Origin of the sequence: Paenibacillus tyrphae (assembly GCF_027925525.1) — a bacterium.
GTDB lineage: Bacteria > Bacillota > Bacilli > Paenibacillales > NBRC-103111 > Paenibacillus_G > Paenibacillus_G tyrfis_B.
Genome location: NZ_BSDJ01000016.1, coordinates 40386 through 65723, shown reverse-complemented (window position 1 = coordinate 65723; position 25338 = coordinate 40386). Strand labels below are relative to the sequence as shown.

Sequence of the window (25338 nt, the reverse complement as noted above, 5' to 3'; positions counted from 1 at the left end):
GCAAGAAGCTTTTCCTTTTTTTATTTTAGCCCCTATTGTTTTCATCGCTCCGCTCTCTTGCCCAAGCTTCTCCCGAGACGCCGGGCGCCCTCGCGCAAAGGCTTCGTCCACATGTCGATCGCCACCGGCAGCATGCCGAACCAGCGGTACTGCCACGGCTCCTTGCCTTCCCTTCTATCCGCCCGCACCTGTCTGCGCACTTCCTTCGGCATCTCGATGTAACGGACAAACCGCTCCGTTACATATTTCACAAGCTCGTCGCTTTTCGCCACTTTGCCGTTCACCTCTACATCCCAGTATGATCCGCACCCGGTTGCGGCAAACCTGTCTTCGTCCTATAATGAAGTCGAGCGTAAAATCGCGGTCCGGTTGGTAGCCCGGATGCACGGGATCTCCCGGCTTTTCGGAGATGCAAGCCCGTGTCATATCCTTCCCCCCTCGGGATGTCCATCGCTCGCAAGACGTAAGGAGGGGAAAGCATGAAGCTTACCGTTTATTTTGAAGGTGAATTTTGGGTAGGTGTGACGGAACACGAAGCGGACGGCAAGGTCAAAGCCACTCGGTACGTGTTCGGCCCGGAGCCGTACGACGCCGAGGTGATGGAGTTCGTGCAGTTTCGGATGCTGCCGCTGCTCGCGCAAACGTCGGTGGGCGTCAGCGTCGATGCCTTGGCCCGGCGGGGCCGCGTCAATCCGAAGCGGCTCGCCCGCGAAGCCGCGCGCGAGATGGATCGCAAAGGTATCCGCGGCGCGGCGCAGGAAGCGCTGAAGCTGGAGCTGGAGCACCGCAAGAAGACGCGCAAGGTCGTCTCCCGGGAGCAGCAGGAAGCCGAGAAGGAACGCAAACGCGAAATCGCCATTCAAAAAGCGAAAGCGAAGCACCGCGGCCGGTAACGGTCGCGTGCAAAAAAACACCCGGATGCCGGGCTGTCTATAGGACAGTCCGACAATCGGGTGTTTTTGCCATGTTATGAGGTTTAAATCTTTTCCGGCGCTTCGATACCGATCAACGCCAGACCGTTCTTCAGCGTAATCCTTACGGACTCCACGAGCGCAAGACGCGCTTTGCGCACCTCGGCATCCTCCGCCTTCAATATCTTGCATTCATGATAGAAACGGTTGAAGCTTTGCGCCAGATCGACCAAATACCGGCTGATAATGGAAGGCTCCAGCTTATGCATCGCCTGCTCGACCCGTTCCTTGAACAAGTACAGCTGCTTCAGCACGCCTTGCGCCTCTTCGTTCTCCAGGTGCTTCGGATCGAAGCCTTCGAACGATTGCATCTCCGACGGATCGGCTTTCGCCAGTACGCTGCACGCCCGCGCATGCGTGTACTGCACGTAAGGACCGGTCTCGCCTTCGAAATTCAGCGCCTCGTCCCAGGAGAAGACGATATCCTTAATCCGGTTGTTGCTCAAATCGTTGAAAATAATCGCCCCGACGCCAACCTTGCGGGCGACTTCGTCCTTATTTTCGAGATTCGGATTTTTCTCTTCGATAATTTCGCGGGTCTTCTCGATCGCTTTGCCCAGCAGATCCTCCAGGTTGACGACCTTGCCCTTCCGGGTCGACAGCTTCGCGCCTTCCAGGCTGACTTTGCCGAACGGCACGTGCTGCATCTGCTTCGACCAATCGTAGCCCATCAGCTCGATCACTTTGAACAGCTGGTTAAAATGCAAGCTTTGCCCCGCATCCGTCACATAAACGGCTTTGTCAAAATCGTACGTGTTCTTGCGGTACTTGGCCGCCGCCACGTCGCGCGTATGATACAGCGTTCCGCCGTCCTTTTTCACCATGAGCGCCGGAGGCATATTGAAATCGTCGAGCCGGACGAGCAGCGCTCCGCCGTCTTCTTCCAGCAGGTTTTTCGCCTTAAGCTCGTCCAGCACCTCCGCCATTTTATCGTTATAGAAGCTTTCGCCGGCGTACGAATCGAACTTCACTCCGAGCAGATCGTACATCTTGTGGAACTCCTTCAAGCTGATGTCCACAAACCAGCGCCACAACTTGTGCGCCTCCTCGTCTCCCTGCTCCAGCTTCACGAACCAGGCGCGCGCCTCGTCCTCCAGCTCCGGCTTCACGTCGGCTTCGTCATGGAACTTGACGTAAATGCGCTGCAGTTCGTCGATGCCTTCCGCTTCGACGGCAGCCTGGTCCCCCCACAGCTTGTAGGCGACGATCAGCTTGCCGAACTGCGTGCCCCAATCGCCGAGATGATTGACGCCCACGCTGTTGTATCCCATAAAGTTGAAAATGTTATAAAGCGCATTCCCGATGACCGTCGAGCGGAGATGCCCGATATGGAACGTCTTCGCGATATTCGGCGAAGAGAAGTCGATGACGATGTTGCGTCCTTGACCGTATTCCTGCGAGCCGTAACGGTCTTGGCGCGCCAATACATCACCGACGACGTCTTTGGCGAAAACGGCCGGGTTCAAAAATACGTTAAAATAACCGGAAACGGCATCGACCCGCTGAACCGACGCATTGTCGCTCCAACCAGCCTTCAGCTCTTCCGCAATCGCCTGCGGCGCCTTCCGGAGCTGCTTGCTAAGCTTGAAGCAGGGCAGCGACAAATCCCCCATCTGCGGATTCGGCGGATATTCGATCAGCTCCGCCAGCGCTTCCTGCGATATGCCCTCAAGCTTTGCCGCTAGCTGTCCGGCCAACCATTGTTTGTAATTCATACACGATGTGCCCCTTTCTTCGAACGAACGCCGCCATCCCGCAGCACGCTTTCATACAAGAAAGCACCCCGGTCGGGGTGCCGTTTTTCAACGTCGCACGTAGGTTTTGCCAGCCTTTGCATATGTTCCATTATATCGGGCGCGAAAAACCGAGTCAAGCCGGGTTTGCTGCGTCAGCACAAGGTTTTGGCGGTCTGGCGCCGCTTCGTTCCGGCATGCTCGCGATTTTTGTATGAATTTTGGAGACCGACGAAAAAATAAGGGAAGAAATTCAAACAAACTTTTATAAGGAGGCGTTCGTTTATGCCGTTGGTTCCGTTTGAACCGTTCAGACGCGTGGATCATTGGAAAAAAGAAATGGACAAGTTTTTTAACGAGGGGCTGCCTTCCGCTTTCGGATTCCAGCAGGAATTCGGCGCGCCGCGGATGGACGTCTACGAAACCGAGAGTGAGGTTATCGCCCACTGCGAGATTCCAGGCCTGGAGAAGAAAGAGGACGTAGATATCCAAGTGGAGCAGCAGACGCTCACGATCGTCGGCACCGTACACAAAGTACATGAAGCGAAGGAAGAGCAGTTTCACCGCAAGGAGCGCTATAGCGGCCGATTCCAACGCACCGTTGCGCTGCCTGCGGAAGTGCAGGCCGAGGGTACGGTCGCTACATACAAGAACGGCATTCTCGAAGTGAAAATGCCCAAAGTTCAAAATAGCGCCAGAAAACGGATCGACGTGGAATTTCATTAATAGACGTCATCCAACTGTAATCCAATTGAAATATGCTTTTCATCTTCCTTTAATGTATAGCCTCTATAATAAAGCTCGACCCCCTTTTTCAAATAGATGTCTCTTGACCCGCGGCCCGTTGCTTGCGGGTCGCTTTTTTTCGCGAAAAGCAAAAACCGGAGCTTCCGACTGCCGCCGGTTCCCTCCGGTTTACAAGTTTAAAGCATTTTTTGCAGCATGACGACGTCCAGCAGCTTACCGAATTTGAAGCCCACCTCGCGCATCGTTCCTACGGTATCGAACCCGAACTGCCGATGAATGTGAATGCTGCTGTCGTTGCCCTCCACGATCCGCGACAGCACCGTATGCAGCCCGGCCTTTTTCCCTTCGTCCAGTACGGCTTGCAGCAGCTTTTTCCCGACTCCCCGACCACGGTGCCCGTCCCGGATATATAAGGACAGCTCCGCCGTGCGCGCATAGGCCAGCCGGTCGGAGTACCGGTTCGCGGCCGCCCAGCCGAGAATTAGACCGGCGTCCTCGGCGACGACGACCGGGTAAGCTTCGCCGTGCTGTTCGAACCATTCCAGCTGCTGCTCCAGCGTGCGCGAAACCGTATCGAATGTCGCTACCGTCGTCAGCACGGCTTCGTTATAAATATCCAAAATGTGCGGAACATCCGCATGTCCGGCCCGTCTGATCTCCATTAGAAGCCCGCTCCCTCTCACGAAATCCTAGCGATTTTTCCGCCTAATATAGCAAGGTTTCGGGAGAAATGCAAGACTCGGACCAGAAAGCCGTAAATTTATAAACCGATCGTCTCGGTCATATCCTTAAGCACCGCCGCATCCTTCATCATGTGCACGGCTTTTCGGAAGTCCGTGTACATCACGCGGTCTTCGTCCAAAAACGAAACATGCTTGCGGCATTGCGCGTATACCCATGCCGTTCCCTTGCCCAGTCCGTCGGCTCCGCGGTAATCGGCCGCTTGCGAGCCGCAGAGCAGCTCGATGGCAACGACGTTGTAGGCATTTTCGACGATTTTGGCCGCTTTTCTCGCGCCGATCGTTCCCATGCTCACGTGATCCTCTTGATTCGCCGAGCTCGGAATCGAATCGACGCTGGCCGGATGCGCAAGCGACTTGTTTTCGGACACGAGTGAAGCCGCGGCATACTGCGCAATCATGAAGCCCGAGTTCGTGCCGCCGTACTTCGTCAGAAACGGAGGCAGTCCTCCGCTCAGTTGGGGATTGACCAGCCGTTCGATTCGCCGCTCCGATATATTTGCCAGCTCCGCCACCGCGATGGAGAGGAAATCCATCGCCAGCGCAATCGGTTGGCCGTGAAAATTGCCGCCGGAGATCACTTTCTCCTGCTCGGTGAAAATGAGCGGGTTATCCGTTACCGAATTCATCTCGATCAGTAATTTATCGTGAATATATTGAAGCGCATCGGCCGAAGCGCCGTGAACCTGCGGTACGCAGCGCAGCGAATAAGCGTCTTGGACGCGCAGCTCCCCTTGGTTCGTCATCAGGCGACTGTCTTGGGTCAGCTTGCGGATATTCGAAGCGACCTGCTGCTGGCCGGCATGCGGGCGGATGTCATGCGTTTCCGGGTCGAACGCCTGCCTAACGCCTTGCAAGGTCTCCGTCGTCAAAGCAGCAGCGCAATCGGCCCATTTGGCCAGCTGCAGCGCGTCCCAGCAAGCCAAAGCGCCGACGGCGGTCATCACTTGCGTACCGTTGATCAGGGCGAGGCCCTCTTTTGCTTCAAGCGACACCGGAACGATCCCAGCCTTGTCCATCGCCGCTTTGCCGTCCAGCTTCTCTCCCCGAAACAACGCTTCCCCTTCCCCCATCATGACCAGCGCCAAATGGGACAGCGGGGCCAAGTCTCCGCTGGCGCCGAGCGAGCCTTTCTCCGGGATCAGCGGAACGACGCCTTTGTTCAGCATCTCGACCATCGTCTCCACGACGGAGTAGCGTATGCCGGAATAGCCCTGAATCAAGGCATTGATGCGAAGCAGCATGATCGCTCTCGCCACTTCCGCCGGGAACGGATCGCCGATCCCGCAAGCGTGGCTGCGGATCAGATTGACCTGCAGCGCCTTCGCGTCCTCGCTCGAAATGTACGTGTCGCTGAATTTGCCGAAGCCTGTGGTCAAACCATAGACAACCTTTTTCTCCGCCAGCAGCTTCTCGACGTACTCTCTGCTCTTCGTTACCTTTGCCTTCACCGAAGCGTCAAGCTCTACTTCGTAGCCGTGGCGTGCCACGAGCACGACCTCCTGCAAGGTCAGCTTGCCGCTGCCGATCGTAATAGGTGCCGTCTTAATCATCACGAATCACTCTCCTTAAGAAATGGACGCAAAAAAAGAGGCCATACCAAATCAATGGTCGTGACCTCTAAACGCAACTATAAGACTATGGTCTAAAGTTATTCAATTGAAACGCTATTCCGGTCATCAAATGTGATTGATGCCGAAGCCCAAAACTTCATGCTCGAAGCCTTTTTTCGGAGCGCCGATCGTGCCGTACATGCATACGCAGATCCACTCCCCTTCGTCCGGTTGATCCTGTTCGGTCGACATAGGGCCGCGGACAATGGCGAAGGTCAGCCCTACCGTGCGCAATACGTCCCGAATCTGCGGGGTCCCCCGGCTCACCCCTTGCAAAGCCTCCAGGATCGCATGGTATAAGCCGTGCGTCTCCCGGTACCGCTTTTCGTCGATGACCCGATTGTTTTTGGCAGCGGTTTCGATGGCCGCAATGACTTTCGCGCTGTCCATGGAGCCGACCTTCCCGACGGTATGCCGGTATCCGTCCGCTTCCAGCTTCCGTACGATGTCCGCCCCCATCGCATGATCGTGCATCATCGTCAATAAGGCGGTTAATTTGCCGATAGTAGAAGGAATCCCCTGCTGGCCCGTCACTTGCATGCCCCTTTCCTGCAAAAAAGCCACAATAAAAATAAAAAAGACGCTACAACAGCAAATGGGAAAGCTTCTTCCCGCTCCCATAAGACTTGCCTTGTATCGACCCGACTATACGCTAAATTGTCTAAAAGGATTTTACTTATCGCTAAAGTATCTGATGAAATTGTATCATACATCACGCGGGTTGACAATGAGTCGCCGACCAGCAAGGAGAAAGTAAAACAAGGAATCCGGTTTAAACCCGGATCCCTTGTATAGACCGATGCGGTTTGCGGTCATGCATTCATGATGTTTTGTCCAATCGACGATCCAAAACGACAATGAAAATAGCCACGGCGACAATTAGGCCAGCCCAGGTCATGATGCCGGACAAGCCGGCCCGGTTCAGGATGATAGCTCCCAGCACGGCGCCCACACCGGAGGACGAGTTGAAAACGGTAGTATAAACCGCCGACGCCGGTATAGCTGCTGCACCCCCAACGCGTAAAACCCAAGTCTGTATGCCGATAAAAAGAATCGAGATCGCCGCGCCCCAAACAATGAGCAGAGTGACGACCAGCCCGAGCCCGAGGCTGAGCCCGAACCACCCCAGACCGGCCAGCGATACGCACATAAGCAGAAGGGACACGACGATCACTCGCTTCATATAGCGATCGATCAGGAACCCGGTCACAATGTTGCCGAGCAGTCCGGCGGCCCCGAAGCCAAAGAGCAGAGCAGCAATGGCAGCGGGGACAACGCCGGGTACGTTTCTAAGGTAGGGTTCGATAAATGTAAACGCTCCGAAATGCGCGGCTACCGTGAAGATCGCCACAGCATAGACCCGCCACAGCTTGCGGCTGCGCAGCACTCCTGCAAGCGCAGCGAAACCGACCGTCCCTTCGGCCTTCACCTTAGGAAGCAAAGCGCCCATGAGCAGCGCGGTGAACAGGCAGAGCCCGCCTAGGGCACCGAACGCCACCCTCCACCCCCATGTCTGCCCGATGAGATTGAGGACCGGAACGCCCAACACGTTTGCGATCGAGATCCCACCGAAGACGATCGTGGTCGCAAGACCCATGCGATTGGGCGGAGCGATCTGTGACGCGATCGCAGCGACCATGGCCCAGAAAACACCATGCGATAGTGCCCCCACGATCCGCGCCAACATCAGAGTCGGGAAGGTCTGGGCGATCATGGCCAGACCATTTGAAGCGGCCAGCACCAGCATCAACCCAATGAGCAGCGGCTTGCGCGGAAAATGATTGGGAAGTACGGCGGACAACAGGGCGCTGCCCGCACCGATCAAAGCATAGGCCGTTACGGTGAGGCCAATTGTGGCAGGACTGCGCTCCAGATCAGAAGCGATGGACGAGAGCAGTCCAATGGGGGCGAACTCGGTCGCAACAATCGTAAACGTGGCGATTCCAAGAATGACCACCGCCAGCCAGCGGCGGACGGCAGCGTCTGCCGGTTCAGCTTGCTTCAATTTGTACATGGACATCGATATCCCTCCTGTGCTAATCGATATAACATACCAGTCGGTACATAATTATTACAGGCAATTGAAAGCAGACCATTACTGCTTTCAACGCCTCCGGTTGTTCAATTCACGACCGCTTTATAACCGCTCACGGCTTTACGATCCAGACGATAACTGATAAAAGTAAGCAGCGATGCAGCGATTGCCCCGAACCCTGAAACATCGATCAGCTCCATGTTCTTCGTGACCCACCATAAACGGTATAGGTCGCCGCAATGCTGAACGCCGGAATAAAAAACGCGATGATCATACGCGGGTTCGTTAATAATCCGATTTGTTTTTTCAATGAACTCCGCGTTCCCTTTAGCCCTCTTGGAATGGTCGCCGAGCTTGAGATGAAAGAGCCGATTCCCAATAGAGCGGTAAACCCAAAGGTCATATGCCAACCGCCCCATTGTCCGATGTAGGTGCCAAGCGGCACTCCGATGACACTGGCTATCGTAAACCTGGTAAATATAATGGAAATCACCGCGCCCCTTTTCTCGGAAGGTACGGTTTCGCTGGAAATGGCCATGGCGAGTGCGATCAGCACTCCGGTAACAACGGCGGTGATCACTCTGGAAGCAAGAAGCAGCGCATACGACCCGGATATCGCGGTTAACATATTCCCCGCAATAAATACCGCGATCAAAACAAGCATAAGCGGGTATTTCGAAAACCGGCTGAATACAGCCGTCAAGATCGGCGTACCTATGGCAAAAGCTATGGCGAAAGCAGATACCAGCGCTCCTGCTGTCGATATGGCGATATTTAAGCCGTTGGACACTTCCGTTAACAGCCCGACAATGACAAATTCGCTCGTTCCCAAAACGAAGGTTAATAAAAATAAATTTAAAGTCAGAAGCTTTTGTTGTTTAGTCAAAACGAAATCTCCTTTCAAAGCCTCTTCAATCAAGCTCTCTCGACGGCAATCTGGACCTCGGCAACGTAAGCTTCCGGATCGTCCGATTTTTCATGAGGGATGCAGATTTCGCGCCGCGGCTCATTCTCCTTCATTCGATATCCGTTTCGTTCGATCCATACGGCTAATTCCGTACTCGCAGTGCAGCGGCTCGTTGTCCGGCAATGATGAATAAGCGTGGCCATCATCGAAACTTCTGGCAATCGTTTGACCGCAAAAGGAGAACGGCTAGGCATCTGGTGAGCGAGCAGACGAGCTGCTTCGATGTCCATATCGTCTTCGCATTCCTCGCAGCCATGCCAAAGAACCATTTGGGACAGCGAAGATACGCCGCAGCTTACCAAGTGATCGTCGAGCCGTCGGAAGAGCTCAGGGAGCTGCCTAAGCGAAGCTCTTTGCCGGTAAGACACCACAAGCTGCGGCTCCACTTCTTTTAGAACAACATCGTGCGACGTCAGATGCTTCCCTTCATTCTCGATGGCATGTAGACGTTCCTTGATTCGGTCAAGCTTGGCCTGCTCCTTATCCAGAACGGACTGAATCTCGTTTTGCTTGATCCGGAACATTCCTCTGATTTGCTCAAGCGGGATGTCCTCCCCTATCATCTGGCGAATTTGATCCAGTGAGAAGCCCAATTCTTTATAGGCCAAAATGCGGTGGAGCTGAAACAACTGGTCGGCCGAGTAATAACGGTATCCTGTATATTTGTCGGTGTGGGCCGGCTTGAGCAAATTCAATTGGCCGTAGTAACGAAGCGCCTTGACCGACACTTGGCCGATCTTCGAAAACTCGCTTATTTTAAACATGGATACACCTCGTTTGCCTAATGTGATATTTCTGTCCTTCCTTGCCTTCATCGAGTATAACTTTCCCGTTAAGGGGAGAGTCAAGCGGGATTCAACGGCGACAGCCAAGCCCTGCCGCCGGCCATTCCAAACGGACTCCATCATGACAAAAACATCCCGCTCCACTATCTAAAGTGAGGCGGGATGTTTGTTTTAACTTTATTTCACCATGTTCGATCAATCCATTTCTTAGTTCCGCCGGATGAAGTCCGTAATGAGCCGTCCGACCACGTCAGGGGCGTCTTCCAGGCAGTAATGGCCCACACCTGGGAGCCGATGGACGGGAGCGGTTGGAAACAGCTCCGTAAAAAGCGGCAGAAAATGCTCGGCTTGGAGCGTGCGATCGGCCTCCCCCCAGATCGCAAGCGCGGGCTTCTCTAGGATAGCGCGTACGGCTGCCACATCGGGTATCTCGAACCGGTGCGCGCCGGTGGCGAACCCTTTCGCCCAGCCAATTGCGCCAAGACAGTCGGCCGGGCTGGCGAAGCGTGAGCCGTAAGCTGCGAGCCACGTTTCGGTAATCCGTTCATTGTTCTCGAAGCCGTTCAGCTTGAGCGTACTGAGGATGTTGAAGCCGAGTTGGCCTAGGACAACCTCAAGACTCCCTTCCTTTTCAGCCTTCAGGATCCATTGGAACCAGGGCGAGACAACGGAGTTGGCGGTCAACCGGTCGGCGAGATCGGGCTGGCCGAACGGTGTCGGTCCGTTGGTTGAAATCAGTCTGCGAATGCGATCCGGATGACGTGCGGCAAGCCCCATGCCCACCGGCCCGCCGAAATCGTGCATGACAAGGGTGATCTCTTGCAGATCAAGCGCGAGAACGAACCGCTCGAGATTATCGATATGGTCCTGCAGCCAATAGCTTCGGTCCTGCGGCGTCGTGCTTTTACCAAAGCCCATATGGTCGGGAACGACGACACGGTAATCTTCACTCAAAGCCGGGATCAAATGCCGGAACAGATAACCCCAAGTCGGTTCTCCATGAAGGCAAAGGACGGTCTCGCCCCCGCTCCGCCCCTCATCGACATAGTGCATGGCGAAGCCGGGAGCGTCTGTAAAGTTAGGCTTGAACGGAAAGGTACCGCCGAAATCCGTGTCAAAGTCAGTTTGGTGATAACGAGTCATGAGAATCCTCCTTAAATGATGCTGCCTGTTTGTTAGTTTCTTTCTTATTGATTATGTACCCACCAATATAATATACCAATTGATACATAACTTATATAAGTAAAAATACCCCTTTATTCTCACAATGTCAAGAAAGAAATACAATGAATTCGACTATATATCCAGTAAATAATATGATTATATCATACTAAACGATACAAAAAGTTCATAAGCAATTAAATCCTGTTCCAAGCACTGCATATTCAGTACATATAAAAAAGCCTGCAAATCGCTTCAAGAGCAATTTGCAGGCCAGTTCATTTTAAGATAATGCGGTCGAGAGGACTCGAACCTCCACGGCTGTTACACCACTAGAACCTGAATCTAGCGCGTCTGCCAATTCCGCCACGACCGCATATTTCGCCGCGATTCGATTGATTTCGAACCGACAAATGGAATTATATAATGACCGCTCCCCCTATGTCAAGCATGAAATCTTCTATAACATGATTAACCGGCGCATCCTCTCTCCTAATTTTTCTTCGGCTTATTATCCAAAATAGATCGTAGTTCCTTAATATCGTCATCGGACAAAGATTGCTCCTCGATGAAGTGAACCAGCATAGACTTCAGGGCTCCTCCATAAATTCGCTTAATAAAAGACTGTGTTTCGGCTTGCCGACATTCATCCTGCGAATAAAGCGGAAAGAATGTATAGAGTTTCTGATTTTGATTTACACCTACTACCTTTTTTTGGACTAGACGATCTAACAGAGTGCGCACCGTCTTCGGCTTCCAATCCGTTTTCTCCTGTAGAGAAAGAATAATTTCGTTAGCCGTTTGCGGAGCCTTTTCCCATAGCACGTTCATGACTTCCCATTCTGCTTCTGAAATATTGGGGACTTTATTAGACACTCTTATCCTCCTTCATATATGCCTTTATCCTTCAAAATAGATAAAGTTATTTCTGCTGCCTTACTTCCGTTGGCGTTCTCTTTATTTTGTATATTTGTTGCAAAGAAATAAACGTCGTCCTTTGTCTCTACATATCCAATGAACCAACCATTTATCATTTTTTTATTTACAGTACCTGTAGCTGTTTTTCCGGATAGTAGCGCACCATCTTTTTCTTCTAATCTAATCGAATCTTTGACGGTCTGTACATTTTTCTCTTTAAATCCAAATTGGTTTGTATAAAAAGCTTTTAATAATTGTACCTGCTCCACGGGGGATATCTCTAATGAAGATTCTAACCAATATTGTCCGATCCCTCCAGAAAGATTGCGATTACCATAGCCTATTTGGTTCAGATAAGCTTGTATTTTATTCTGTTGGATTATTTTATCCAAATCCTGAAAATACCAATTCACTGAATTTTGCATGGCTTTAAATAAGGTTTGATCCTTATTCCATGAATCAAAAGGATAATGTATGCCATTCCATGGCATGGAGGAATTTTCTCTCGTTATGACATTGGAATCCAATCCAAACAATGCGAGATAAATTTTGTAAGTTGAATCCGGAGAAACTCTTAATTTGCTTTGATTTTCGTTATAGATACGATATTGATCTGCTTTCAAATCATATAACACAAAGCTCCCTTTATATCCTGAAAAATAATCACTTAAATCCTCGTGCATAGTTCGGTCACTGGTAAAATCGTATCGGTTATGATCATTCGCCATCACAGAAACGAGTGGAGCCTGACTTGCAACAAGTATTCCCACAAGCATAAAGATAGCGATACTCTTCAGCTTCAATAGCTTTGAATCAGTCGTAAACGAAGCAATCCTTTCTATACGTTTCTTTATTTGCTGTTTAGGACCATTGAACTGATTAGTCAAAGCAAAATTTTTAAAATGTGATGCTCTGTCAACAATTTTAATGATGGTATTCCCATATTCGGCATAGCAGCGTTCATCTAATGAATGTAAAACAGCCATGTCACAAGCTATTTCACGATCTGATCTCATTTCCCTAAAAGCAAGCCAAACAAGTGGATTGAACCAGTATACGACTTGATAAATAACGATTAGGTAATTCGACACAATATCTTTATGTTTAATGTGATTTAGTTCATGCAAAATAATATATCGGATATCGTTCAAAGACAACCATTCGTCAAAATGAGTCGGAAATACAACATAGGTTTTCAGAAGGCCAAACGTCATCGGCGAACTGACGAGCGAAGATTCCCCTACAATTAAATGTTTCGATATCTTTAAATCCTGCTTGCACTGTTCAAATAACACTAGTACTTCTTTGTTTTTCAGGTTAGACGTAGTGCGTTTAATATTTTTTACCTTTAGCCAGGCATGCATGGTCACACCGGCCATTACGAGTATCCCTGCGATCCAGATCAAAGCTAAAATGATATTCAGGTATGTTGGACTAGCACGGTTTATAGATATCGAAAAGTCCTGCAGCCAATTCACGTTTCCAAATTCCTGATCTCCGGTGGTCACAGTGGAAGGACTTATTGCATCGCTTTGGTTAACACTGAATAAATGGAAATTGTCTCCAAAACTAAATAAATGACTTGATATAAAAGGAAGCATCAATGCAATAAACAATAGAAACCATAGATTATAGTGCCATTTCGCTGAAAGTTGCTTTTGGAACAATTTTTTAATCAGCATAATAACGGCAATGGTGAAAGACGACACAATCAAGCTAATAACGAAATGAGTAAAGAACATGCTTTTCGTCTCCATCTCTCAACCTTTCGGTTGAACTCATTAAAGCAAAACTTGTAGCCTGAATTTTAGCAGTTGACTGTCATTTTATCAACTACCAATCCTTGATCTTTCATTCCAATTTTGACTGCTTCTTTATAATGAAGAATGACAGCACATCAAACTGATGTGGAATAGGCTGGCTCGTGAATGAGCCAGCCTATTCCATGTCTTGAGAGAGTTTAGACGCTATGGTTGATCATTGCAGTTTACTTCAAGGCGTCCATTGTTATTTTCGCAGCCTGCGCGATAAGGTCGTCATTGTAAGCGGAATCCTGCTTATCGCGGCTGGACAAAATTGCGATAATGATGGGGGCTCTGTTCGGTGGCCAAACAATAGCAATGTCGTTTCGCGTTCCATAACTACCGGCACCGGTTTTATCTCCAACCTGCCAGCCTTCGGGTACGCCCGCACGGATCAGTTTAGCTCCAGTCGTGTTCCCCCGTAGCCAATCTGTAAGGAGCTTACGTTTGTCAGTAGGAAGCACGTCGCCGACCGTGAAAGCCTGAAGGGTTGTGGCAAGTGCTTTAGGTGTACTTGTATCTCGTGTGTCTCCTGGGACGGCTTGGTTCAAATCTGTTTCAAAACGTGCAGACGTAGTAACGTTATCGCCGATCTTTTTCAGTGCTGTTTCAAAACCCTTAGGGCCACCCAATTCTTTTAGTAAGAGATTCCCCGCGGTGTTGTCACTATAACGGATAGTAGCGTCGCAGATATCCCTAAGGGTCATCCCTGTTTCCACGTGTTTTTCTGTTATGGGTGAATAAGTGACCAAGTCTTCCTTGGTGTAGGTGATTACTTTATCGAGATTGGCAATAGAGCTTTGCTGAAGCACTGCGCCTGCCGCCAAAGCCTTATAGGTGGATGCAAAAGCGAACCGTTCCTCAGGTCTGTAAGCAATCGTCCGACTCGTACCGGTATCAATTGCATACACACCAAGTCTAGCGCCAAATTTGTTTTCGAGTTGAATAAACTCGTCAGACCCGGATGTAACTACTGTCTGAGTCTTCTCTGTTGACTGGGTAACAGCGGGATTAACAACCTTCGCACAACCAATGAGCAGGATGGGTACAAACAATAGAGGTAAAGCAATTTTATTACAAATTTTTACTATAGAATGTTTAGATTTACTCAAGATATTTAACCTCTTTTCAAAAAATATTTATGTAAGCTGAAAACGAAAAAACTGTTTTTCTACCCTATACGCTGTTACTCCTCTCTAATTTTGATTACATTCGTAATATGATACTACACTTGTAGTCTATCAATGTCAAATTAAGCACCAGCTTAAAATAAAAAGGTTCCCGCTCTGCCAGAGAAAGCAGATCAGAAACCTGTCGTTTGTTTTAATGGGCAAAGGTATGCACCTTCGCCCATGATTTTATTTTTCAGCCCGCAACTTTAATTAACAGCCTGCGACTTCCAATAGCTCTCCATCTCTTTAATGAACCCTTTACGATCAATCTTGTTAATTAAATATTTCTGCATGGAGGCGCCCAGCTTAGCGTAATGATCCCCGGGAAGGAATTTGAACATTCCGAGATTAATAACCTTGCCTTCTTTAACATAATTACTTATTGAAGGAGAAATGGCATTCGTCCCCTTTACCTTTAAATCTTTATAAGGCATGATTAATCCCATTTTGGAAATAATGGAATTTTGTCCCTGTTCACTTGTGACCATCCACTCAAAAAATTGCTTGGCTGCTTCCTGCTGCTCCGGTGTTGCTCTTGTTTTATCGATGGTGTACAGAAACGGTTCCAAAACCGGAATCTCCTGGTTCCCGTAATCATCCGGGTTGTTGCTGATCGGAACCGGCATGATTCCAAATTGTTTGTCCCGGCCTTCCACAGGGTCCATTACGGACCAAGCCCAGTCTCCCATAAAGTAGAATGCCGCGTTACCTTTGGCAAAATCTATCGAGTCTTTATTGAAGTCGGCGACAATCGGATCGTTCTTGCGAAGATTATACTTTTTAAGCAAGTCGAAGGTATCCAGCAAACCATTGAATTGGGGATTGCCGGATAAATCCACGCTTCCCTTTTTCAAGCCCTCCAAAAAATTACGATTATCTTCAACCTTTTTGGATTGCAAGCCGTAGGCTAACGATAAATAATGGGAGCCCAAAGACCAGTCCGATCCATGAATCAATACCGGTGCCTTGCCGGCGGCTTCCACTTTTTTGAACAAAGCTTCCAAATCATTGCGGGTTTTCACCGATGCGGGATCAAAAGTTCCTCCGATCGCTTCCTCAACTACCCGTTTGTTGTACAATAAGCCGTAACCCTGCGTAGTCCATGGTAAACCCACAAATTTGCCTTCGAATAAATTTCTTTCAATCGTGCCCGGCAGCGTCAACTTTTCGTATTTTGCTTTCTCCGACTCCAAATCCAGCAAGGTATCTTTGAACTTTAATACCGTTTGTTGTTCCAGCATGGCGGCCGTAGGCGGATTGCTGGAAGCCTGAAGCGCTTCGTATTTTTGTATATAATCGGTTCCTGCTTGCGCATTCAATAATTCAATTTTTACTTCAGGACGCTCTTGCTGATACGCCTTCACCAAATCGGTAAAAGCGTTGTTCTGATCCACCGTATAAAAAGTAATCTTGACGCCCTTCTCCGATTGAGCCGCTCCCGGCGATGCATCCTTATTGGAACAAGCGGCCAACGTAGATAGCAGCAAAGCCGTACAAACTCCGAGCTTGATACCCGCTTTGATTTTCAATATCTTCTCCTCCTTATCCTATAAATAAGTAAACGGCTCTCTTGCATCAATAAAGGTGACCGGAATCCCATGGACCAAAGGCTGTAGCCATTCCGCCATAAATTTCATGCCCCATTCTTCGCTGCGTTCATGCCCTACAACGATCATGGCTTGGTTAAGTCCAAGCATTTGGGCGTCGTTGATATAGGCGCAGAGCGTCCATTCCATAATTTCGCCGCAAATCATGACATCCAAATTCATATTTCGCATCAATTCCATCGGCATTTGTTCTCTTCCCAGGCCCAAGCTGCCCCCACCCACTAAAATGCCAACCCTTGAACACTTCATTTCGGGTTTGCCGATGATTTGAATCACATCCATGGATAGCTTCCGTTTAAAAAAGCTCGCCAGCTCCGCCAAACTGACCTCCTCAATTTGGTAGGTGTGAGGATTTCCGTCAAGCATATTGTTTTCCCAGCCAATTTCTTTTAGGAGGCCGTCATAGATTCTGTCTGTTTTCCCCATGTGCATGTAATCGTGAAACCGCCAGATCACGATCTGATTCTCATCGATCAATTTTTTCTTAGCCACATATACAGGGTCGTCTTGAAGCCAGTCCGTTTCATCCTTTCCCGTATAGTAGGTAGGCTCATGGGTAATAATCATATTGGCCCCGCAAGCGATTGCCTGCTTGATAACGTCAACCGTTGCCATAAATGTCGTTACAATTCCGGTGACCTCCATGTCTGGACTGCCGCTCATGATCCTGTCTCCGGTTTCGGACAATCTAAAATCGCCGCACGAATCCGTCAAAATGGCATCGATCACTTGTTGAACCTTCACTTCCAATCCCTTCTTTCGTTAAGATTACGCCCCAAAATAGCGCTGCCGCTCTCCCTATGGAATCAACGCTTAAAAGCTCTCGCCAAAGCATCCAAGTATCCGTTTCTAGCGCGTTGACTAATTTCCGCATCCGGAACAACGTGTTCGAAGCCGTGATAGCATCCGGGATACAGCTGAAATTCGACATCAACTCCTGCCTGCGCAAGACGCGCAACATAGTCGATCGTCTCGTCGCGGAACGGATCAAGCTGCCCTACGCAAGTATAGACCGGAGGCAGGCCGGCCAAGCTGTTCGCGCGGCTTGGCGCCGCATAAGGGGAAATGTCTCCATGGGCATGCTCGCCAAGATACATCTTCCAGGCCGCCAGATTATTGGCCCTGTTCCACACCGCTTGATGCGTAATTTCGTGGCTTGAGGGCGTAACGTTACGATCGTCGATCATCGGGTATAGCGGCATTTGAAAACAAATGGCCGGTCCGCCTTTATCCCGAGCCATCAGCGCCAATGCCGCCGTCAATCCCCCTCCCGCACTTGCCCCGCCAATCGCAATCCGTGACAAATCGATATTCATTTCCTCCGCGCGGTTGGTTATCCATTCCAATGCGGCGTAGCAGTCTTCAATGGCCGCCGGAAACGGATGTTCGGGGGCAAGGCGATAGTCGGGCGAAATAACGATGCAATTGGCCGCTTTTACAAAGCATTCGCAGAGTACGTCATCGGAACTCGGGTGACCCAACACATATCCCCCGCCATGGATCCAAAGAAAAGCAGGCAGCTTTTGATCCTCTCTCCGGACCGGTTCATAAATCTTGACCAGCATTTCGTTTGCATCTCCGCCGGATATATAACGTTCCGCAATTTGAACGGATTTCGAGCTATTCGCGGGAGGCAAAGGGCGCTGCCTCTCCATAGCCAGATCATCGGGCAAATAAAGAGGCGTTAAAAGCTCTACCCCTTGCTTTAATTCCGGAGCCACTCTGCTTATGAAGTCCAATATCCATACCTCCAATTATGATGAAATTTCCCCAAGCTTAATCACACTGCAAAATGATCGGCGAATCCTTCTTCATCGATATAGGAAATCTCGGCAAGGCCTGCTCTTAAGTCGACTAGCAACATACAACTCTTATCGTCCTTTGTCCACTTGAGACGAAGCTCATCCGCCGGCGAATCAAGAACCTCAAATTCTCCTTGGAAAGCTTCATATTCGTTCCTGAAACGGATCAGCCTCAAAAGCCGCTGCACCGCTTCCTTCTCCAGAGACCGCTCGATCTCTTCCAGAGAGAAGTTGTGGCGGTTGATTTCCCGGCCTTCTCCGGTATTCTTTACACGTTCATAATCGTTCTCGCCGGCTAACAGCCCCACATAATACACCTGCGGAATGCCGGGCGTAAAGAACTGAATGGCGCGTGCCGTCAAATAGGCGTCGTCATCGTTATTTAATGCGGAATAATAGGTACACCGGATTTGATGGACATCAAATCCATCCGCCGCTTTATGTTCATCCGACAAGATCAGACTGAGGTTGGCTCCCCGAGCCACGCATACATCCACAATTTTTTTCGCTTCTCTCGTATCGATCAAATCATCCAAATCCGGCTTTACCGGAATACCGTCATGGCAATCCAGCATCGTAAACTGGTTCTTCGGCCGGGTCTTTAAATAATGAACCAAATCCCCGCTGTTTTGGTTGATCAAGGCTTCAAGAATCCGGTACGGCAGGATAAAATCGTAAATCCAGCAGCCATGCTCGGCGAGCTTGTATTGCGTGGTATAGTGCGCATGAACCTCCGGCAGCAGCTCAATTTCAAGCGATGCGGCAAGCTTCATCACCCAGTCCAGAAATTCATATATTTCCGGCTCCACGAAAAAGCAACTGGTGCCGAGCTTTTTGATCACATAACCGACAGCATCGAGCCTGACAATTTTTACATTGTTCTTCTTAAAGTTTAGAAAGAAGTCCGTTAAAAGCTGCTTAACCTTTTCCGATTTTATATCGAGATCAATCTGCTCGGATGGGTCCGTTTTGCCAAATGTGGTCCATACCTTTTCCTCTTCACCGGTCTTCGCAATAGTGAAGGTCGAATACGGCAGCGGTCGGCGCAGGAACATTTTATCGATGTCTTGCTGCACAGGCTGACCATCCGGCCAAATTTTATCTAATGTGATAAATAAGTCCGCGTACTCGGACTCCCTCCCCTTTTCAAGGAAGTCTTGAAAGTATGACGATTGCCGGGAAATATGGTTGACCATCAAATCAACCAAAACATCGAACTCTTCGCCGATGGCCTTCATGTCCTCCCACGTGCCAAAGCTCGGCTCAATTTCCAGATAAGTTTGCGGCGCGAATCCCCTGTCTCCTGTCGAGGGGAAAGGCGGCAAAATATGGACTCCACCTTTGAAGACGTCCGAAAAATACGTATTCAGCACGCGATGGAGCGTTTTTAAATCTCCGCCAAGGGAGTCGGGATACGTAATTAGCTGCACTTGATTTTTGACGGACATAGGGAACCTCCTACAGTTCGTATAAGTTTTTTATCGCTTCGAGTTCAGGCAAATCCACCACCGCGCCGGTATATTTCAGCTTATAAGCGCTAACGGCGAATCCGAGAGAAATGGCTTCATGAATGGAATATCCTTTCACGAGCGCCGTATAAAATCCGGACCAGAACGCATCTCCCGCTCCGGTCGTATCCGCTACCTCCGTAGCCAGAGTCTTAAAGGTAACGGTCTCGCTTCCGTTGGATACCATAGCGCCGTACTTTCCCAAGGTCAGGATCACCAGCTTGGCGCCGAGACTCAAAAACTTCTTAACGTGGTTATAGGGCGTATCTTTGCCGAATAATCTTTCCGCATCGTCGCCCGACGGCTTAATGATATCGACCTTACCGATGATCGATTTTACATAGGCTGCGCCATCTTCACCCTTTTGCCATAATACCGGATGATAGTTAGGGTCAAAACCGATCAGCACGTTTTGCTTTGCGGCAAGATCCAGCATTTTTTCGATCGTATCGCGGGCCGGGAGCATGGAAATGGGCCAGCAAGAGAAATGCAAGATCTTTGACCGGAGCAGGGCTTCTTCAAGCTTTGAAGTATAGGAAATTTGATAGTCCGCACTTCGATAAAAGACGGGAACCGGAGTCGACTTGCTCTTTGTAAGAAGGACCAAACTGGTTGAATTTTCAACGGTTTCAACGAATTCCGGCTCAATCCCCGCTATACGCAATTGATCGAGTAGAAAGCTGCCTAAGCTGTCTTCGCCTACGGCTGCTGCAATCTGCGAACGGCCCCCTAATTTTTTGACGTTCATCGCGATATTCGCCGGCGATCCGCCAAAAAACTTCTGGTATGCAGCTCCTGCAAAAGCATCTTCGTAATCCGCGGAAATCAGATCGATCAGAAGCTCCCCCACCATCAATACATCATTCTGTCTATCCTCAAAATCCAAGACCTGCTTAAATTCAAACACAATAACTTCCTCCTGCGGCTACGTTAATTTAATTGCGGGAAACACCGAGTCCACTTCTTTCAGAAAAGAACCTATGTTGTTCCCTTTTCCAACAATTTAACCGGAAGAATCGTTTCCAGAGGTATATCTTCGCCCGCAATTTGCCGAAGCAGGTATTTGACCGCCAATTCCCCCATCTTCTTGACCGGCTGCTCTACCGTCGACAAATCGTCCGTACCGCCAATTTGAATTCCGTCATAGCCTACGACTTTCACATGCTCGGGTACGGCCTTGCCGAGTCTCCGGCATTCCTTGATGACCTGCAGCGCCAGAATATCGCTGCTTGCAAATACGCCGTCAATATCGGGATGTTCTTCAAATAATGCACGAACCAAATTTTCGTATTCCTTATATTTAAAACCGTTCAAATCCGTTTGTTTAACCACAAAACCGACGTCTTTGCCGCTCACTTGTTCAATGAATGCGTCATGCCGCTGTTTGGCCAACAGATTCAGCCGCAAGTTTCCGCTTAAATAAGCGATTTTTCTGCACTTTTTGCCAAGAAGCAGTTTGGTGGCCAGCACTCCTCCGCTATAATTGTCTGACGAAATACATGGAATGGTCTTGGAAATTTGACGATCCAGGGTGACCAGCGGAAGCTTGATCGACGTATATTCTTTCACACTCATCGTATGACTGCCCATAATAATTCCATCCACTTGGCTAGCTCTTAGTAAATCAATATACTCTTTCTCCTTTTTTTTATTAAGCAACGAATTGCAAAGCATCAGCTTATAGCCGTGCTTGTAAGCGTAGTATTCGATATGCTTTGTGATTTGCCCAAAAAACGGATGGGAGATGTCCGGTATAATGAGACCAATAACATTCGATTTTTTCCGCGATAATGAACGTGCCAGCTCGTTAGGCTGGTAGTTCATCTCTTCCATGGCTTCGTGCACTTTTTTCTTCAGGTCGTCACTTAAATATCCCCGGTTGTTTAACACCCGGGAAATTGTCGTAACCGAAACCCCTACTTTTTCTGCGATATCTTTTATCGTAACGGCCATCAAAGCTCCTCCTTGTATCAGACAGCCGCCGTTTTGGATTTGAGCTGTCACAAGAAAAACCATTCATCAAGCGGGGGCAGCCTCTCCGTGATCACGGACGCTTCGTCGTATCGAATGGGAACGATTCCTTTCTCCTTGCATAGCTGCAGGATTCGCGGATCGGTGAAAAGCCTCGCCTCCAACACTCTGCCGGCGGCAAGCTCATCCCCGGAAATGTGTTTATTCCCCAGCATTCTCATTTCGCAGGTATCGATCGCCGGATGACCGACAACTAAATATTGTCCCTTATCAGCGGCTTTAAGGCGCGAAACGATATCGTCAATAAGATGATCCGTTTTTTCTACCCGTCGTAAAGAAGAGCAAAAACGGTTCCAGTATAACAATCCCTCTTTATCCGCCCATTCCATCATTCGATCTTCCATACCGGGCACATGGTACTCCGGAAACATGTGGGTATCGACATAAGCGATTCGGAACCCCAGCCGTCTAAGCTTGTCCAGCTGTGCCTGAATCTCCAGCATGATCTCGTCCAAATCAGGCTTTTGCGCCTCAAATACTTGCGGAGAAGACGTAAACATTCCGTTCTCGTCGACTAAGGTAGAGACTTGTGAAATCGGCAGAACGGGCCCCCACTTTACTTGATCCCATTCCGCGTTCAAAGTCGCATGCAAACCAAAGCAAACATCTTCATGTCCGATCAGCATTTCTGCGGCTTCTTCTATAAAGCGGCAAGGAGCCATTAAAGAGACATTTTTTATAAATCCGGCTTTTAAAGACTCTGCGATGCCTACATTAGCCGAATGAGAGCTGCCGCAATCGTCCGCCCTGGTTATGAGCCGGATTGCGGGCTCTCTTTCATTCGATTCCCGAAGCACGGTTCACTCCCCATTTCGATCCTCGATTTTAAGATTGATTTTGGGACAGTAATGACGCAATGATGTGTCAACCGGTTGACACTAAGGGCGCAACCGGATGCCGGCTTCTGTCCCGAAGCCACGCGTCCGCTATTTTGTTCATCCCTCGTCAAATTCCCATGCGAGTATTCATGTCGTATCCCGCTGTATAAGCGTGACCGGAAACGAATTTATCATAGAGACCTCTTCCCCTTGGAGCAGCTTAACAATCAATTCAACGGCGCATTCGCTCATTTCCCGAACAGGCTGCCTTATGGATGTCAGGCGGGGCCAAACCAAGGATGCGATTCCCACGTCGTCATACCCGATAATTTTCATTTCTTGCGGGATTGTTTTCTTTAATTGATGACAAGCTTGAATGACCAAGGCAGCCAGGACGTCGCTGGTGGCAAATACTCCGTCCGCATCCGGATGCTCTTGAAAAAATCGCACAAGCTCATCCACATTTCGCTTATCGCCTAAACCGGCAATCTCCAGCTCCAAGCTAACATGTTCGATTCCGGTATCCGGAAGCTCGTCCCTAAATCCTTGAAATCTCTTGCTCGCCAGCAATGCGGCGTGATTCGGCCCGCCTACTCCGCCAGAAATATGCGCCAGCTTGCGGCAGCCCTTGTCGACCAATAATCGGGATGCGAGTCTGCCTCCCGTATAATTATCGGAAGTAACGATGGGAATATTATTGGCAACCGTACGATCAAATGAGATGATCGGCAAATTTAAATTGAGATAATGCTTGACGTCCTGCACATTGCTTCCCATAACGATGGCGTCCACTTGATTCTTTTTCAACATGTCGATATACTTGCGTTCTTTCGAAATATCGCGATTGGAATTGCATAGCAGCACTTTATACCCTTTTTGATCGGCATAATACTCAAGATGATAAACCAGCTCGCTAAAAAAAGGATGAGATACTGTAGGAATAATCAGACCGATCATATTCGATTTTTTTCTAAACAGGGAACGAGCCATTTCATTTGGCTGATAATTTAGCTCCTTCATGGCCTGAGCTACCTTATCCCGTGTCGCTTGACTGATATATCCCCGGTTATTGAGCACGCGGGAGACCGTCGTTACCGAAACCCCTGCTTTCGCAGCTACATCTTCGATTTTGGGCATAGATGCACACCTTAACTTTTTTAAGGCAATTATACACTTTTTTTATCGCATTTTCAGCCTCGAAAGGGTACGGGGATTTTATTTCAGGGCCCCTTCCGTAATTCCTTTGACGATCTGTTTTTGAAGAAAAAGATATAGAATCAGCACCGGTATAATTGTCATAACCAATCCTGCCATCAAGGGACCGTAGTCAACGGAGTAAGACGAGAAAAAAGAAAACGTAGAGAGAGGCAGCGTTCTCTGTTCCGGCGACAGCAAAACCAGGCTGGGCAACAAATAATCGTTCCAGATCCAGAGCACATCCAATACGATTAGCGTTACGAAGACCGGTCTCAGCAGCGGCAAAATAATCTGGAAAAACGTTCTCAGCCTTGAGCTTCCCTCGATAAAAGCCGATTCTTCCAATTCATAAGGAATCCCTTTGATGAACCCGTGGAACGTAAATACGCCAAACGGCACGCCAAACCCCAAATACATAAACAGCAAAGTTGCTTTCATATTCAACAGGTCCAGCTTTCCGTACAACATGACCAGCGGGATCATGATGACCTGGAACGGAAGCGCCATGGATGCCAGCATGATAAAGAATAGTATGGCGTTTAGCTTCCATTTGAAGCGAACGAACAAATAACCTGTCATCGACGAGAAAATAAGAATGATGAAAACGGCAACCGCCGTAATAACGAAAGAATTTAGAAATCCTTGCATAAAGTCCATACTTTTATACGCGCTGATATAGTTTCCGAAAAGCAGGGCTTTAGGGGGAGACAAAGGATTTTCCACAAACTGCTGCGTTTTTTTGAAAGAATTCATGACGACCAATAAGAAGGGAGTTAAAAATACGAATAAAAGAATATACAGCAATGCTGATTTGATTTGTGAGGTTGATTGTCGAGCATGGTTCATGATTCGACCTCCAGTTTCTTCAGCAGGTAGGATTGAGTAAGCGCAAGCAAGGCTATCACGGCAAACAAGACAACCGCTTCGGCCTGACCCGTTCCAAATTGATTAGACAGAAACGCTTTTTGCACGATATGGTACGAAGCCATCTCGGTCGAATGGAACGGTCCGCCTTTGGTTAAAGCCAGATTTATATCATAAGCTAAAAATGACCGCGAAATGGAAATGAATATGCTTATGACGATTGCGGGAATCGAAAGCGGCAAAATGATTCTGCGAAGTATCGTAGCGTTGTTCGCTCCATCCATACTGGCGGCCTCCAATACGTCGTTAGGAACGCCAGAGAAGCCGGCTATATAGATGAGCATAAGATAACCGACCAATTGCCAAGCCGTTGCAATGACAAGCGCCCAAAAGGCCGTATCCGTATCGGTCAACCAAGACGATTGAAACAGGGACCATCCGTATTTATTGCCCAGATACGGCAATACTTGCGAGAATAGAGTCTGCCATAAATAACCCAGTACGATTCCGCCGATCAAATTCGGTGTAAAAAATCCCGTTCGAAGCCATTTCTCCCCTTTCACACCTCTAGTCAACGCCAGCGCGATGAAGAAAGCCACGATATTGGAGATCAATACGGTACATAACGCATATTTGACGGTAAACCACAATTGGGTAAGAAATACGTTATCATGAAACACCTTTGCGTAATTAGTCAAACCAATGAATGAACTGCTGGTCGTTCGCACATCCCAATTCGTAAACGTCAAATATAATCCCACCAGAAACGGGATCAAGACAACAGCAGCAAACGCAAAAATGGAAGGAGCCCCGAAAAGCAAAAAGATTCCTGCATTCCTTATAAATATGTTTTTCTTCATGATGCCG

At 49.0% G+C, this 25338-nt stretch carries 24 protein-coding genes and 1 tRNA gene; 2 read left to right on the top strand and 23 right to left on the bottom strand.

Going from position 1 to position 25338, the window contains the following annotated elements:
- Positions 1 to 41 precede the first annotated feature (41 nt).
- Positions 42 to 272, bottom strand: a complete 231-nt coding sequence (locus tag QMG93_RS19860; protein ID WP_281939581.1) for a YqzE family protein — start codon at positions 270 to 272, stop codon at positions 42 to 44.
- Between the two features lie 207 nt (positions 273 to 479).
- Here QMG93_RS19860 and QMG93_RS19855 point away from each other — a divergent pair, with 207 nt between their 5' ends.
- Complete coding sequence (locus QMG93_RS19855) at positions 480 to 893, top strand: YjdF family protein (RefSeq protein ID WP_281939455.1); 414 nt, start codon at positions 480 to 482, stop codon at positions 891 to 893.
- An 83-nt stretch (positions 894 to 976) separates the two neighbouring features.
- Here QMG93_RS19855 and argS read toward each other — a convergent pair whose 3' ends face one another.
- Complete coding sequence (gene argS, locus QMG93_RS19850; RefSeq protein WP_281939453.1) at positions 977 to 2686, bottom strand: arginine--tRNA ligase; 1710 nt, start codon at positions 2684 to 2686, stop codon at positions 977 to 979.
- A gap of 303 nt (positions 2687 to 2989) precedes the next feature.
- Here argS and QMG93_RS19845 point away from each other — a divergent pair, with 303 nt between their 5' ends.
- Positions 2990 to 3430, top strand: a complete 441-nt coding sequence (locus QMG93_RS19845; protein ID WP_281939451.1) for an Hsp20/alpha crystallin family protein — start codon at positions 2990 to 2992, stop codon at positions 3428 to 3430.
- Positions 3431 to 3627: 197 nt separating this feature from the next.
- Here the strand turns inward: QMG93_RS19845 and QMG93_RS19840 are convergent, their stop codons facing one another.
- The 21 genes from QMG93_RS19840 to QMG93_RS19740 form a co-directional block, all read right to left on the bottom strand.
- Positions 3628 to 4113, bottom strand: coding sequence for a GNAT family N-acetyltransferase (locus QMG93_RS19840; RefSeq protein WP_281939449.1), 486 nt, complete (start codon positions 4111 to 4113; stop codon positions 3628 to 3630).
- A 98-nt stretch (positions 4114 to 4211) separates the two neighbouring features.
- The gene (gene hutH, locus QMG93_RS19835) at positions 4212 to 5744 is read right to left on the bottom strand and encodes a histidine ammonia-lyase (RefSeq protein ID WP_281939579.1); all 1533 of its coding nucleotides are present in this window, start codon (positions 5742 to 5744) and stop codon (positions 4212 to 4214) included.
- Between the two features lie 126 nt (positions 5745 to 5870).
- Complete coding sequence (gene hutP, locus QMG93_RS19830; protein WP_051775403.1) at positions 5871 to 6344, bottom strand: hut operon transcriptional regulator HutP; 474 nt, start codon at positions 6342 to 6344, stop codon at positions 5871 to 5873.
- A gap of 280 nt (positions 6345 to 6624) precedes the next feature.
- On the bottom strand, positions 6625 to 7824 hold the full coding sequence (locus QMG93_RS19825; protein ID WP_281939445.1) for an MFS transporter: 1200 nt from the start codon (positions 7822 to 7824) through the stop codon (positions 6625 to 6627).
- A gap of 205 nt (positions 7825 to 8029) precedes the next feature.
- A complete protein-coding gene (locus QMG93_RS19820) occupies positions 8030 to 8725 on the bottom strand; it encodes an MFS transporter (RefSeq protein WP_281939443.1) in 696 nt (231 codons plus the stop codon).
- 29 nt (positions 8726 to 8754) lie between these two features.
- Positions 8755 to 9570: a MerR family transcriptional regulator gene (locus tag QMG93_RS19815; protein ID WP_281939441.1), complete on the bottom strand. Its 816-nt coding sequence runs from the start codon at positions 9568 to 9570 to the stop codon at positions 8755 to 8757.
- 228 nt (positions 9571 to 9798) lie between these two features.
- Positions 9799 to 10734 (bottom strand): alpha/beta fold hydrolase, encoded by a 936-nt coding sequence (locus QMG93_RS19810; RefSeq protein WP_281939439.1) that lies wholly within the window; start codon positions 10732 to 10734, stop codon positions 9799 to 9801.
- A gap of 310 nt (positions 10735 to 11044) precedes the next feature.
- Positions 11045 to 11128: transfer RNA gene (locus QMG93_RS19805), tRNA-Leu, on the bottom strand.
- Between the two features lie 116 nt (positions 11129 to 11244).
- On the bottom strand, positions 11245 to 11628 hold the full coding sequence (gene blaI, locus QMG93_RS19800) for a penicillinase repressor BlaI (RefSeq protein ID WP_281939438.1): 384 nt from the start codon (positions 11626 to 11628) through the stop codon (positions 11245 to 11247).
- Positions 11629 to 11630: 2 nt separating this feature from the next.
- Positions 11631 to 13412 (bottom strand): BlaR1 family beta-lactam sensor/signal transducer, encoded by a 1782-nt coding sequence (locus tag QMG93_RS19795; protein WP_281939436.1) that lies wholly within the window; start codon positions 13410 to 13412, stop codon positions 11631 to 11633.
- Between the two features lie 245 nt (positions 13413 to 13657).
- Entirely contained in the window at positions 13658 to 14563 is a 906-nt protein-coding gene (gene bla / locus QMG93_RS19790) for a class A beta-lactamase (RefSeq protein ID WP_413789313.1), read from the bottom strand.
- Positions 14564 to 14850: 287 nt separating this feature from the next.
- Complete coding sequence (locus QMG93_RS19785; RefSeq protein WP_281939432.1) at positions 14851 to 16173, bottom strand: ABC transporter substrate-binding protein; 1323 nt, start codon at positions 16171 to 16173, stop codon at positions 14851 to 14853.
- 18 nt (positions 16174 to 16191) lie between these two features.
- Positions 16192 to 16995, bottom strand: coding sequence for a Nif3-like dinuclear metal center hexameric protein (locus tag QMG93_RS19780; protein WP_281939430.1), 804 nt, complete (start codon positions 16993 to 16995; stop codon positions 16192 to 16194).
- 62 nt (positions 16996 to 17057) lie between these two features.
- Complete coding sequence (locus tag QMG93_RS19775; protein ID WP_281939577.1) at positions 17058 to 17906, bottom strand: alpha/beta hydrolase; 849 nt, start codon at positions 17904 to 17906, stop codon at positions 17058 to 17060.
- Positions 17907 to 18031: 125 nt separating this feature from the next.
- On the bottom strand, positions 18032 to 19501 hold the full coding sequence (gtfA, locus tag QMG93_RS19770) for a sucrose phosphorylase (RefSeq protein WP_281939428.1): 1470 nt from the start codon (positions 19499 to 19501) through the stop codon (positions 18032 to 18034).
- 10 nt (positions 19502 to 19511) lie between these two features.
- Positions 19512 to 20468, bottom strand: a complete 957-nt coding sequence (locus tag QMG93_RS19765; protein WP_281939426.1) for a carbohydrate kinase family protein — start codon at positions 20466 to 20468, stop codon at positions 19512 to 19514.
- Between the two features lie 71 nt (positions 20469 to 20539).
- Positions 20540 to 21514, bottom strand: a complete 975-nt coding sequence (locus tag QMG93_RS19760; RefSeq protein WP_281939424.1) for a LacI family DNA-binding transcriptional regulator — start codon at positions 21512 to 21514, stop codon at positions 20540 to 20542.
- 47 nt (positions 21515 to 21561) lie between these two features.
- A complete protein-coding gene (locus QMG93_RS19755) occupies positions 21562 to 22389 on the bottom strand; it encodes a ChbG/HpnK family deacetylase (protein WP_281939422.1) in 828 nt (275 codons plus the stop codon).
- 168 nt (positions 22390 to 22557) lie between these two features.
- Entirely contained in the window at positions 22558 to 23547 is a 990-nt protein-coding gene (locus tag QMG93_RS19750; RefSeq protein ID WP_281939420.1) for a LacI family DNA-binding transcriptional regulator, read from the bottom strand.
- A 78-nt stretch (positions 23548 to 23625) separates the two neighbouring features.
- Positions 23626 to 24453 (bottom strand): carbohydrate ABC transporter permease, encoded by an 828-nt coding sequence (locus QMG93_RS19745; protein ID WP_253415361.1) that lies wholly within the window; start codon positions 24451 to 24453, stop codon positions 23626 to 23628.
- Positions 24450 to 25331, bottom strand: a complete 882-nt coding sequence (locus tag QMG93_RS19740; RefSeq protein ID WP_251601463.1) for a carbohydrate ABC transporter permease — start codon at positions 25329 to 25331, stop codon at positions 24450 to 24452. The genes QMG93_RS19745 and QMG93_RS19740 overlap by 4 nt, the downstream gene beginning before the upstream one ends.
- Positions 25332 to 25338: the final 7 nt, after the last annotated feature.